This window comes from Niallia taxi (assembly GCF_004005475.1).
In the GTDB taxonomy this organism is placed as follows: domain Bacteria; phylum Bacillota; class Bacilli; order Bacillales; family Cytobacillaceae; genus Niallia; species Niallia taxi.
On the sequence record NZ_RZTZ01000001.1, the window covers coordinates 760,973 to 773,786 of the forward strand.

Annotated in this window: 14 protein-coding genes; 10 read left to right on the forward strand and 4 right to left on the reverse strand. The window is 39.2% G+C overall.

Translation table 11 applies throughout. The annotated features are described in order from the left end of the window. The first annotated feature begins 254 nt into the window (after positions 1-254). The 3 genes from EM808_RS03670 to EM808_RS03675 all read left to right on the forward strand — a co-directional run bounded on the left by EM808_RS03670 (position 255) and on the right by EM808_RS03675 (position 1,615). Positions 255-1,073: a Cof-type HAD-IIB family hydrolase gene (locus EM808_RS03670; RefSeq protein ID WP_127735992.1), complete on the forward strand. Its 819-nt coding sequence runs from the start codon at positions 255-257 to the stop codon at positions 1,071-1,073. A 200-nt stretch (positions 1,074-1,273) separates the two neighbouring features. Beyond that, on the forward strand, positions 1,274-1,423 hold the full coding sequence (locus EM808_RS28460) for a hypothetical protein (protein WP_164849564.1): 150 nt from the start codon (positions 1,274-1,276) through the stop codon (positions 1,421-1,423). Continuing rightward, the gene (locus tag EM808_RS03675; protein ID WP_127735995.1) at positions 1,424-1,615 is read left to right on the forward strand and encodes a DUF3813 domain-containing protein; all 192 of its coding nucleotides are present in this window, start codon (positions 1,424-1,426) and stop codon (positions 1,613-1,615) included. 39 nt (positions 1,616-1,654) lie between these two features. Here the strand turns inward: EM808_RS03675 and EM808_RS03680 are convergent, their stop codons facing one another. After that, positions 1,655-2,374, reverse strand: coding sequence for a BsuPI-related putative proteinase inhibitor (locus EM808_RS03680; RefSeq protein ID WP_127735998.1), 720 nt, complete (start codon positions 2,372-2,374; stop codon positions 1,655-1,657). A gap of 17 nt (positions 2,375-2,391) precedes the next feature. Then, positions 2,392-3,216, reverse strand: a complete 825-nt coding sequence (locus EM808_RS03685) for a YitT family protein (protein WP_127736001.1) — start codon at positions 3,214-3,216, stop codon at positions 2,392-2,394. Between the two features lie 190 nt (positions 3,217-3,406). On the opposite strand from EM808_RS03685, the gene EM808_RS03690 reads away from it, so the two are divergent. Both EM808_RS03690 and EM808_RS03695 read left to right on the forward strand, forming a co-directional pair. Continuing rightward, positions 3,407-4,261 (forward strand): DegV family protein, encoded by an 855-nt coding sequence (locus EM808_RS03690; protein WP_127736004.1) that lies wholly within the window; start codon positions 3,407-3,409, stop codon positions 4,259-4,261. 108 nt (positions 4,262-4,369) lie between these two features. After that, complete coding sequence (locus EM808_RS03695) at positions 4,370-4,501, forward strand: DUF3941 domain-containing protein (RefSeq protein WP_127736007.1); 132 nt, start codon at positions 4,370-4,372, stop codon at positions 4,499-4,501. Between the two features lie 30 nt (positions 4,502-4,531). Here EM808_RS03695 and EM808_RS03700 read toward each other — a convergent pair whose 3' ends face one another. Continuing rightward, positions 4,532-5,407, reverse strand: a complete 876-nt coding sequence (locus EM808_RS03700; RefSeq protein WP_127736009.1) for a CvfB family protein — start codon at positions 5,405-5,407, stop codon at positions 4,532-4,534. Between the two features lie 138 nt (positions 5,408-5,545). Here EM808_RS03700 and EM808_RS03705 point away from each other — a divergent pair, with 138 nt between their 5' ends. The 5 genes from EM808_RS03705 (at position 5,546) to EM808_RS03725 (ending at position 11,564) form a co-directional block, all read left to right on the forward strand. Beyond that, entirely contained in the window at positions 5,546-6,037 is a 492-nt protein-coding gene (locus tag EM808_RS03705) for a YajQ family cyclic di-GMP-binding protein (RefSeq protein WP_127736012.1), read from the forward strand. A 119-nt stretch (positions 6,038-6,156) separates the two neighbouring features. Next, entirely contained in the window at positions 6,157-7,029 is an 873-nt protein-coding gene (locus EM808_RS03710; RefSeq protein ID WP_127736015.1) for an SDR family oxidoreductase, read from the forward strand. Positions 7,030-7,252: 223 nt separating this feature from the next. Next, positions 7,253-8,656 carry an L-cystine transporter gene (locus EM808_RS03715; RefSeq protein WP_235856551.1) on the forward strand — a complete coding sequence of 468 codons (1,404 nt, stop codon included), beginning with the start codon at positions 7,253-7,255 and terminating at the stop codon, positions 8,654-8,656. 123 nt (positions 8,657-8,779) lie between these two features. Further along, entirely contained in the window at positions 8,780-10,540 is a 1,761-nt protein-coding gene (locus EM808_RS03720; protein ID WP_235856552.1) for a glycoside hydrolase family 13 protein, read from the forward strand. Positions 10,541-10,661: 121 nt separating this feature from the next. Continuing rightward, the gene (locus EM808_RS03725) at positions 10,662-11,564 is read left to right on the forward strand and encodes a DMT family transporter (protein WP_127736018.1); all 903 of its coding nucleotides are present in this window, start codon (positions 10,662-10,664) and stop codon (positions 11,562-11,564) included. 45 nt (positions 11,565-11,609) lie between these two features. Here the strand turns inward: EM808_RS03725 and EM808_RS03730 are convergent, their stop codons facing one another. After that, complete coding sequence (locus tag EM808_RS03730) at positions 11,610-12,695, reverse strand: DNA alkylation repair protein (protein ID WP_127736021.1); 1,086 nt, start codon at positions 12,693-12,695, stop codon at positions 11,610-11,612. Between the last annotated feature and the right edge of the window lie 119 nt (positions 12,696-12,814).

Here is a 12,814-nt window from a genome sequence, read left to right on the forward strand (position 1 = left end):
AGTTAACATAATAGATAAGCAAGCAAGTAAGCCTGCTTCTAATTTTAATTTTCAGCTATACAAGTTCTTTATAGAACCTTAACACTTGTCTATTACAATAAATGCATATATTGCATTGATGTACGATATGTATATAATAGCAATATTTAGTTTATCATGAACTCTTTCTATTTACTAAGCATGTTACTTAAGAAGCTGGTGGTTATGACCATCAACTTTTTATAAATAATATTACTAAACGATAAGGAGAAATTATGACAGAAAAACATCTGATTGCTCTAGACCTTGATGGAACATTACTTAAAAACGATAAGACAATTTCCCCTTTAACAAAAAAAGTGATTGAAAAGGCAAAAGAAGCCGGTCATATTGTAATGATTGCAACTGGAAGACCTTATCGAGCAAGTGAAGCTATTTATAAAGAACTTAATTTAGATACACCTATTGTTAATTTTAACGGTGCTTTCATTCATCATCCCCGCTCTAAGGAATGGGGCATATACCATTCTCCTTTAGATATTTCAACTGTAAAGGAAATTGTGGAAGCATGCAGTGAATTTGACTACCATAATATCATTGCAGAAGTAATCGATGATGTGTATTTTCACTATCATGATGATAAATTGCTCGACATCTTTTCATTAGGAAATCCGAAAACAACAACAGGAAATCTAATGGAATTTTTGGAAGCATCACCAACATGCCTGCTCATCCATGCTGAGGAAAAGGATGTAGTACGCATTCGCAAGCATTTATCTGATGTTCACGCTGATTTAATTGATCACCGCCGCTGGGGAGACCCTTATCATATTATTGAAATTGTCAGGACAGGCCTAAGCAAAGCGATAGGTTTGCAAAAGGTTTCTGATTTTTATCATATCCCGCAAAAGAATATCATTGCTTTTGGTGATGAGGATAATGATTTTGAGATGATTGAATATGCAGGTGTTGGGGTTGCAATGGGCAATGGCTTGCAGGAGCTTAAATCACGAGCGAACCATATTACATTGACAAATGAACAAGATGGCATTGCTGTCTTCTTGAACGATTATTTAGATTTAAAGGCACTATGATAAAAAAAGAGTCGCGTTTTCGGCTCTTTTTTTTTGGTTAACATTACCGCCTATTTAATCAGGCCAATGACCAATACTATGGAAAGAAGCAGTTTGCAGCTGTTTCCTTTTGAAAATGATCACACTGCCTTTAGCTCTAAAGGCAAATGGTTGTGCTTCGTCCATTTTAAAAATATGACTTTGCGGAGGGATTACTTGTTATGGGAAAACGAAATAAATCAAAACGCTTTGTGCAACAGGGTGTAGACTCAGTATCTAAGCATGATGAACGTATCCCTTATCATATGACATATGCAGAGGCCGAAAGCTATAAGATGGGCAACTCTAAGGACACTCACGGAGGAATATAAATGGGCAACCGATTATTTCAAGAAGCTAGACAAGCAGTAGAATTGGCAAAAATGTCTGATGGTCGTGATTCAGAAAGAATGATTGCCATCGCCAAAAATGCACTAAGCTCTGCCTATGCAAATACGACAAGTGCTGAACAAGAACAGCTGTCAGATTTGCAAAAGGAGCTTGAGCAGCTAGAAACCCGTTAATAAAAGTAAAAGCAGCCCTCACTTTTGAGGGCTGTATCCTTATGAAGGGAATTTTTCAAGAATAACAGGATCACTTATTTTTCCATCTTCATCCTGAAAATAAAGGATAAGTGTGCCATTCTTTGGTAAGCTTGCTTCTTTGATTACAAGCTTCAGCTTAAAGCTCCCTTTTTCACCGACAACTACAGGTTGTTTAGAAATAATTTCCTCATGACCATCCTCGACTGTGTAGGTAAGGGATGAATTAGCTTTACCTTCAATTGTGTACATACCTTTTTGGCCACTTGTTTTTATATCGCTAACCATATTCCTTTCTGGAACCGTTAAACTCGCCTTGGCCGTTACCAGATCTTTGCTGTTTTTTCTTCCTAACAATGTTGCCTTAACAGCGTAATCCCCGCTTGGAACGAATTCACCATTACTTTTACGATAATTCCACTTTTCCACCCATGTATGTGTGTCACCAGCTTTTAGCTTTAATTCCTGCAATGCCTGCAAGAATGACTTGTTTGCCGAATAGCGGTAAACCTCTTTTCCACCTTTTTGTCTAATCGATATTTCATATTTTTGTGAGGAAGAGAAAACAAGCTTTAAATCCTTTTCGGATTTATTGGCAACAGTCATTGTAATTTCTGCATAGTCTTTTTTTGGTTCTGCAGTTACACTAAACTGCAAGTCATTGCCTTGGGCAAATGCCCTAGCCTCACCAAAGGAAAATAAGGCTAGTACTAGTGCTGCTGCAAATATGGCTCGTAGCACAGTAGGGACGACCTCCTTTATTCTTTTCTGAAGAAGCCGAATATTTCTGTTGTTTGCACGATGTTAGTAAATGCTTGCGGGTCAACCTCTTTAATGGTCTTCTCCAAGTCATACAATTCATAGCGTGTAACAACAATCATCATCATATCCCTGTCTTCATTGGAAAAGGCTCCTTTTGCTGGAACCATTGTTATTCCTCTCACTAGCTTCTCATGAATTGCCAGTTTTAATTCATCAGATTTTTTTGTGACAATCATTGCAGTCAGCTTTTGATGCCTTGTATGTATCGCGTCAATTACCCTTGTCGAAGCATACAGCGTCACTAATGTATATAAGGCTTTTTCCCATCCGTAGAGATAGCCTGCAGTTATGATGATAATACTATTTAATGTAAAAAAATAAGTTCCAACAGGCTTGTCCTGCATTCGCGAAAGAATCATTGCAACAATATCCATGCCTCCTGTTGAAGCACCAATCTTTAAAGTAATCCCAACACCAACAGCTGCAATAACACCGCCAAAAACAGCATTCAGCAATATATCATCTGAATAGGAATGAACCGGCAGAAGCTCCAGAAATAAAGACATAAATGCAACACTAAGGAAGCTATAGCATGTAAATGATTTCCCGACCTTGATCCAGCCTAAAATGGCGATAGGTACATTCAGTATAAACAGCAATATTCCTGTTGTAATTGGTGTAACACTTGCAATAAGCTGTGCCACACCAGCAAACCCGCTTGCATAAACATCAGCAGGTATTAAGAAAAAGTTCATGGCAACAGCATTCAAAAGCGCCCCCACAATTACAACGACTAACTTCTTTGTTAAAGTCCAATACATACTAATCCCCCAGTACTATATTTGCTCCTAACCTTTTAGGATTCATTGTTTTTTTGCATAAGATTTTATAAACTAATGGTATGCACCATTAAAACAAAACATAGGTATACATACCAGCAATCAATATTACCATAATTTCCACTGCATGAAAGTCTTATATTGAAAAAAGACAGAAAGAAGTTGAAGAGATATGACATATAAAATTATGGCGGACAGCGCTTGTGATCTGCCTCTCTCTTATTATGACGATAATGAAGTCATTCTATTTCCATTGAAGGTAAATTTGGAAAACAAAGAGTATGAAGACTTAAAAACAATCAATCCTAGTGCCGTATATGAAGCGATTCGCAGAGGAGAAGTACCAAAAACCTCCCAGGTTTCGCCGTCTTTGTTTAAGGATGTCTTCACAGAAATGGCACAAAATGGGGAAAGCGGTATTTACGTTGCTTTTTCCTCCCAGCTTTCAGGTACATACCAAACGGCGCAAATGATTTATGAGCAAGTACAGGAGGAGTACCCTGAATTTCAGCTTTCCATTATCGACAGTAAATGTGCATCATTAGGTGCTGGCCTGGCTGTTCAGGAATGTGTTAAGCAAAGACAACTTGGTAACGGCTTGGAAGAAGCAGTGAAGCAAGCACGCTTTGTATGTGAGCATATGGAGCATCTGTTTACAGTCGAGGATTTAGAGTACTTGGCTAAGGGCGGCCGTGTTTCCAAAGCATCTGCTTTTGTTGGAGGCTTACTTCAAATTAAGCCACTTCTTCATGTTGAGGACGGCAAGCTTGTTCCATTGGAAAAAATCCGCGGCAAAAAGAAGCTTCTGCGCCGTATGCTTGATGTGATGGAGGAGCGCGGGGTTAGCCTTGATACACAGACAATCGCTATCAGCCATGCAGACGATTTAGCGACAGCAACTGAACTCAAAGAAGCCATTATGGAACGGTTCCATCCAATTGATGTGTATATTTCTTCGATAGGAGCAGCAGTTGGTTCCCATACTGGTGCAGGAACAATTGCCTTGTTCTTTCAAAACAGCAAGTAAAACAAATCAATCCAGCATGGATGTATTTGCATACTAGCTGCTCCTTTCAGTCATACTATTTAATGTTCAGGTAGATGAACAGTTTATGAATGGAGGAGTATAAAAACAATGTCAAATACTTCTGATGCTAATAAAAAACCAAATGATAATAATGCACGCTTGGAGCACAAAAATGAGCTTCGAGAAAAAAACCGCAAACAAGGTAAACATCAATACAGCAAAAAAACAGATCACCTATAAGAAAGGAGCAGCCACAAAGGCTGCTCCTTTTTATTCGTCTTCCGTCTTTAAATGAGTCCAGCCATCTTCTTGGTAGACTTTATTTTCCTTCATTAACCTTCCAAGCGCTCTCTTGAATGAGCCTTTGCTCATACCAAATCTCTCTTGGATTTCCTCTGGCATGCTTTTATCAGTATATGGCATCTGGCCTTTTCTTTGTTCTAAATAGGCAAGCACTGTTTTTGAATCCTCATCGAGCGCTTCTTCTTTGCGAGGCAATAGCGAAACATTGATTGTTCCATCTTCCTTCACATCAATGATTCGGCCATTAACCTTTTCACCAAGGCGTGGCTCTATTTTACGCTCTGATTCATGGATGAAGCCTTTAAAGCCTTCAGCAGTATAAATCCAGCTGCCTACCTTTGCAGTCCGGTAAATATGCCCATGTATGTTCTTGTTATAGTCAGCTCGTGTGGCTTTAGTCGAAATGCTTTCAATGATAGGGTCTGTCGCAGGCTTTACATAAAGCAAATTATTGCGGTCTACCCTTAATGTAATATAGAGCAAATCTCCCACCTCTGGCCACACCTCTTCATGAACAGGTAAATCATCCTCGCCAAGAAGCATGTCCTTTTTCAAACCAATATCAAAAAAGCAGCCAAGCCCTTCTTTTATATCCGCTACCTTCACCCAATCATATTCTCCTACTGAAATGGATGGGATATTCGTGCTTGAGCATGCTCTTCCTTGGGAATCTGTATAAATAAACACACGAATTTCATCCCCAATTTCAAACTTCTGATCTGTCTCACTAAAATGAAGCAGAACGTCTTCTCCCTCTTCTTCTAGAGTCAGAAAATATCCAAATGATGCTTCCCTTGCGACCGTCAGTATTTCTACACGACCTATGTAATCTCTTAACGCCACGTTAATGTCCTCCTTGATTTTTTCATCTATCGTAAACTGATTTACACACTAAAGTTGTTACAACTGATTTATTTTACTATAATACAGACATAAAAGGAAATGGGGAAAAGCCCCATCACTAACCAGGAGGTATTAAATATGTCTAAAGAAAGCTCATTTGACATTGTTTCAAAGGTAGATTTGGCAGAGGTGTCTAACGCTGTACAAATCGCAATGAAGGAAATTCAAACACGCTATGATTTTAAAGGCAGCAAAAGTAATATTACATTAGAAAAGGAAGAGCTTGTGCTTCTGTCAGACGATGAATATAAATTAGAGCAGCTTAAGGATGTTCTAATCAGCAAAATGTTCAAGCGTAATATCCCTATTAAAAACTTAGATTATGGCAAGATTGAAGGCGCATCTGGTGGTACTGTCCGCCAACGTGCAAAACTGGTACAAGGTATTGACAGAGACAATGCAAAAATCATCAATACGCTTATCAAAAACAGCGGTTTGAAAATCAAAAGCCAACAGCAGGATGACCAAATCCGTGTAACCGCAAAAAGCCGTGATGATCTGCAAAAAATTATCGCAGCCGTTAAAGAAGCAAAACTTACAATCGACGTACAGTTTGTGAATTACAGATAATACATGCCTGGCCAATTTATTGGCCAGTTTTTTTTGTCTCCTGAATTTTCCATGTTTATCCTTGTCCATAAGGGAAAAATAGACAACAGATAACCAAAATGGAAAAGGAGTTGTTTTATATGAGTTCAAACAATCAGCAGGAAAATCAAACGTTTCCCCCACAGCATCAAAACCAACAGCCAGGTATTGAAAGTGAAATGAATCCTTTGCCAACAAGTGTGAGCCCTAATTATAAAGGCTCAGGCAAGCTTACAGGTAAGACAGCCATCATAACTGGTGGTGACAGCGGCATCGGCCGTTCTGTTGCAATCTATTATGCAAAAGAAGGTGCTAATATCGCAATCGTGTACTTAAATGAACATGACGATGCTGACAAAACGAAGGAATTAGTGGAAGCAGAAGGTGTTAAATGCATTACATTAGCGGGCGATGTCGGTGAAGAAGATTTTTGCCAAAAGGTTGTAGCCGAAACAATCAGTGCCTTCGGTTCCTTGAATATTCTAGTGAATAATGCGGCAGAGCAGCACCCTCAGGACAGCCTGCTGGACATCACTGCTACACAATTGGAAAGAACTTTCCGAACAAATATTTTCTCGATGTTCTTTTTGACAAAAGCTGCTCTTCCCCACTTAACGTCTGGTGACAGCATTATTAATACAACATCTATCACAGCCTATAAGGGGAATGAAACACTGCTTGATTATTCTTCAACAAAGGGTGCCATTACTTCCTTTACTCGCTCCCTATCACAATCCTTAGCGACACAAGGAATTCGCGTAAACGGTGTTGCACCAGGTCCAATCTGGACACCACTGATACCATCAACCTTTGACAGTGAAAAGGTTTCCCAATTCGGCACAGACACACCATTCGGGCGTGCTGGCCAGCCTAGTGAACTAGCACCGGCGTATGTGTATTTAGCAAGTGAGGATTCCACTTACGTCAGCGGTCAAATTATCCATGTTAACGGAGGATATGTCGTTAACGGGTAAAAAATTTTTCAGTAAAAGCCGTCTATCGAATTAACATTCGACAGACGGCTTTTTTATTGAAACTCTCCCTGCTTTTTTTGTTTTGCTCATTTAAACAAATTAACTAACTTTTTTCCGATAATTATTTACTTTTACATATAACCATGTTATTGTACTAATTGTAATTCCTATTTAACCTATAGGGATTAATGAAATTATACATATATAATAGGGGGAAACTACTTTGGACATATTTTTAACGGTTGTTAATATTGTCGTTTTATTAGTTTTACTTGGTGTTTTATACTATATGCAAAAAAAACACGTATCCTTCTCAAAACGTGTTTTTACAGGGCTAGGCCTTGGTGTTTTATTCGGAATTATTCTCCAATTAATTTATGAGCCAACATCAGAAGTGGTTGTTCAGTCAAATGACTGGTTCAGCCTTATTGGAAGCGGATATGTGAAGCTTCTGCAAATGATCGTTATGCCGCTAGTCTTTATTTCAATTATTTCTGCTTTCACTCGCTTGAAAAAAGCAAGCAATATTGGAAAAATCAGTGGTTTAGTTATCGGAACATTATTAATAACTACTGCTATCTCTGCAGGAATCGGGATTGCTGCTGCAGTCGGATTTGATTTAAAAGCCATCGACATTACGTCTGGCGATGCAGAAGCGCTTCGTGGTCAGCAGCTTGAGGAAACCTTAACAACTGTGGAAAGCACAACAATTCCACAAAAGGTGCTTGAATTCCTGCCAGCAAATCCATTCTCAGACTTAACTGGAGCTCGCCCCACTTCCACTATCGCAGTCGTAATCTTTGCTGCATTTGTTGGAGTAGCCTTACTTGGTATTAAACGTAAAAATCCAGAGCAAGCGGCGTTCTTCGAAAAAATCGTTGATGCTGTTTACACGGTTATCATGCGTATCGTTACATTAGTCTTGCGCTTGACTCCATATGGAATTCTTGCATTAATGGCAAAAACAATGGCAGGCAGCAACCTTGATGCCATCGTAAAATTAGGTAAGTTTGTTATCGCCTCTTATGTGGCACTTATTGCAATGTTTATCGTTCATTTAATCATTCTTGCTGCTCTGAAATTAAGTCCAGCTAAATATGTGAAGAAGGTACTTCCTGTCCTTTCATTCGCATTTACATCACGTACTAGTGCAGGAACATTGCCATTGAACATTGATGCACAAAAATCTAAATTAGGTGTTTCTGAAGCAATCGCAAACTTCTCTGCTTCATTCGGTGTGTCAATCGGCCAAAACGGCTGTGCAGGTATCTATCCTGCAATGGTAGCTGTTATGATCGCACCAACTATTGGGATTGATCCATTGTCACCAAGCTTTATTATTTCCTTGATCCTTGTTGTAATGCTTAGCTCATTTGGAGTTGCAGGTGTTGGTGGTGGAGCAACATTCGCTACATTGATTGTTCTGTCCACACTTAACATGCCTGTTGCACTAGCTGGATTATTAATCTCTGTTGAACCATTAATCGACATGGGGCGTACTGCCTTGAACGTCAGCGGTTCTATGGTATCTGGTGTTGTTGCAAGTAAAGCATTAGGTGAACTAGACAAGGACACTTACAACAAAGATATTGACCTAAATTCTCCTTCTAGCAGCACTGCTGTATAATGAAACATCAAACCATGCATTGATTTAAATGCCTGGTTTTTTTTGTCTTCTTTTCCTTATAGGTTTTCATCAAATTGGCTACACTGGTGACAAATAACTTGTAAGAAAAAGGAGAGTAGGATAATGATTGATTTGGCCTCCATCTATCATCGGACAGGAGATAATTATTGCTATCTTTATCAAGATGATATTTTCCACATTCGTATTCGGACAAAAAAAGGAAACGTGCAGGCCATCACTTTACTATATGGTGACCAATATGACTTTGCTGGACACAGATGGCAAACTTTCTTTCTCGACATGCAAAGAACAGGCTCTGACAAGCTGCATGATTATTGGCAAGCCTCCATTAAAGATAAACAAAAACGGTTGCGCTACGGCTTTATCATTAAACAGGGAGATGAGCAAATTACCTTTACAGAAAAAGGCTTCTTTCCATTTATTCCTGAGGACCCTGGGTATTATTTTTGTTTCCCTTATATCCATAAAACAGAATTATTTAAACCGCCAAGCTGGGTGAAAGAAACAATTTGGTATCAAATATTTCCTGAACGATTCCGTAATGGCGATCCTGACAGAAATCCGCAGGAAATTGCTGGCTGGGGGCAGGATGAACCAGCCATTTCCAACTATTTCGGCGGGGATTTGCAAGGTATTATTAACTCTTTAGATTATCTGCAAGATTTAGGAATTACAGGCATTTACTTAACACCAATCTTCTACGCTAATTCCAATCATAAATATAATACAATTGACTATTTGCAAATTGACCCCCACTTCGGAGACATCAGCCTATTAAAACGACTTGTCCATGAATGCCATAACAGGGGTATTCGTGTGATGCTGGATGCTGTTTTCAACCATTGCGGCTATCTGTTTCCTCCTTTTCAGGATGTGTTGGAAAAAGGAGACCAATCTGCATATAAGGACTGGTTTCATGTTCATCAATTTCCTTTGAAGGAAGGCTCTGCTTTCCATTATGAGACATTCGGCTTCTATGAGGATATGCCAAAGCTAAATACTGCGAACAAAGCGGTTAAAGATTATTTATTAAATGTTGCTGAATTTTGGATTAGGGAATGTGATATCGACGGCTGGCGGCTCGATGTTGCCAATGAGGTTGACCATGCCTTTTGGCGGGAGTTTCGCTCTCGTGTTAAAGCAATAAAACCAGATTGCTTTATATTAGGAGAGGTTTGGCATGACTCGATGCCATGGCTTCGGGGAGAGCAATTTGATTCTGTTATGAATTATCCTTTTCTCTCGAAATCCCTGCAATTTTTTGCTTATGACATGATTCAGGCGAAGGATTTCGTAGAAGATATGACTTCCATTATTCAAGCATATCCAGCCAATGTGAATGAGGTCCTCTTCAATATTATTGGCAGCCATGATACACCAAGAGTCTTCCAGGAAACTGGATTTAGGCTAGAAAAGATAAAAATGCTATTTACCTTTTTATTTACTTTTCCTGGGACTCCCTGCATATATTATGGAGATGAAATCGGACTTGACGGCGGGAGTGATCCTGGCTGCAGAAAGTGCATGGAATGGGACAGCGAAAAACAAAACCTAGAATTAAAGGATTACATAAAAAAACTAATCGAAATACGGAAATCTACTGCTTTGCTCTCAGGCAGCTCTAGTTTCTATTTTCTGAAAGAACTTGAGAATTGTATTGCTTATTATCACAGAGAAGAAAATGAAATAATGATGACGGTCATTAATAATAACAATCATGATGTGAGCTACCCACTTCCCTTCCCGCTGAAAGGAAAAAAGTTAACAATGCCTATGACCTGTCAGGAGTATGCTGCTGAATCTCATGATTTAACCGTAAATCTAGGAGCATACGAAAGTATCCTCCTCCATTTTTCTGTATAGCAGGATTTAAGGAAAGCTCCTCCTTTCATCCTGCTTCTTCTTTATCTTGGAAAAAATATCTTGTTTAACACTTATAATAGTACTATCATTTACTATTATAATCTCACTAAGGAGGACTTTTGTGGAACAGACTAATGGATCTAAATCGATTGCCATCCCATTGGCAATTTCAATAATAGCAATCTCCTTTTCTGCTATTTTCGTTAAATGGTCAGATGCTCCAGCAACGATATTAAGCATGTACCGTATGTGGCTTGCAGGAATACTGATGCTTCCAATGGTGTACATAAACAGAAAGGAATTTAAGAAGCTTTCAAAAAAAGACTGGCTGTTACTCCTTTTTTCCGGAGCCTTTCTAGCGCTACATTTTGCTTTATGGTTCGGTTCCTTAAAGCTAACAACTGTTGCAAGCTCGACCATTATTTTGGCTCTTCAGCCGCTAGTTTCATTGCTAGGTGGATTTCTCCTTTATAAAGAGAGAACGACTTCAGCTGCCATTATGACGATGGGAATTGCCATCATTGGAGCAATGATGATTGGTTGGGGCGATATTGGGTTAAGCAAAGCAAGCTTACTTGGCGATCTTCTATCCTTTCTAAGCGTAATAGCTGTTGTCGGCTATTTGCTGATTGGCCAGTCCATTGTAAAAAAAGTTTCCCATTGGGTATATACATCCAGCGTTTTTTTATTCGCTGCAATACTGTTGACTATTTTCAATTTAATTACAAGTGAAGCTTTAACAGGCTACCCACCAAAGGAATGGGGCATATTCCTGCTGCTTGCGATTGTTCCTTCACTTAGTCATGTTATCAATAACTGGCTGTTAAACTATGTGAATGCTACAACTATTTCTATGAGTATTTTAGGAGAACCAGTTGGAGCAACAATACTTGCTGTTCTTCTCTTGAATGAAAGACTAACAGGCTCGCAAATTGCCGGTGGAGTCTTAGTACTAGCAGGCGTATTTTACTTCCTGCTTCAGCAACAAAAACCAAAGTCCATTCAACAAGAAAAGATTGTCTAATAGAAAAGCCAAGCATAAAAAAACTGGAGAGAGACTCCAGTTTTTTTATGCGCGAACAAGGTCAAACTCAAGTGCTGCCTTTTCTGCTCCATTCACAATAATGGTTATTCGATGAACACCTGGGTAGTGCTTTCTTGTTGTCATATCCTTGAAGGATTGTTTTTTTGTAAAGACCTTCTTCCTAACACCCTTCCATTCCAATTCGGAAAGATGAAATACTTTTCGACTTTGCTTGCCATTAGCTTTCACATAATCTATCGCATACTCTACTCTCACCTTATGTGGTACTTCCAATTCTGATGTTAAGCTGAAAGAGAATTCTATACTCTCCTCTATTAAAAGCCTTTCAGGAGTAATCCTAAAGTTAGAAACTGTCAGATTGTCATTATTCTCAAATCCGAAAATCTGCAAAACACGAGGATCTCCTTTTTTCAGCAGTGATCTGCAAGCATGCTTGATAATCCAGTTTGTCTTCTGATTTTCTCCATACCAGCTTTCGGCAATTTCCACAGCCAAATCTGGATTAATCCTGGAAATATCATTAAGATTATTGGCGACGCTTTTTCTCACATATAATGATTCATCTTCCTTCAACTTTTCTAAAATTACAAGAACACGAGCAGGGTCCTTTTTCAATGCAGGCACTGACAAGCCCCATGGCAGCCTCGGCCGACAGCCTTCACTTGCGAGTCTGCGGATATGCTCATTTTCACTACTAGCCCACACTTCCATCTGAGCAAGCATTTTTGGCTGGTCTTTGATTAGAAACGGCCGGACAGCAAACTCTGAGGTAGAGAATTGTGTGAAATAAGCAAGAGCCTCAATTGAAAGCTCCCATTCCTCCAGCCCGTATTGCTCCACAAAATCCGGGAATATTATTCCTCCAAGTCCGGTAAATGCTGGTGCACATTGTCTTAAAATAGTAATGGCTTGACCATAATCCTGCGGCAGAACAGGCGCAAGAGATAATGTAATCTGACGCATTCTTTCCTTTAACGCTAACTCCTCCCACTCTGTTTCAAGCAAACTGGTGCGAAACCTTTCCTTATCAAATGCCGGATAATGTTGTGTGAACACATCCTCCAGCTTCGTAATAAACGCCAAATCGTAAATATTTTTTAATGGCTCCATATAGACCTCTTATCCCTTTTTTTTCTAATCATATAAGATTAAGGTCCTTATATCAAATACGAGTCCGCAGCAAGCACACACGCGCTCCTTAAATGCCGTTCCAATGGCAAGCAGCTATC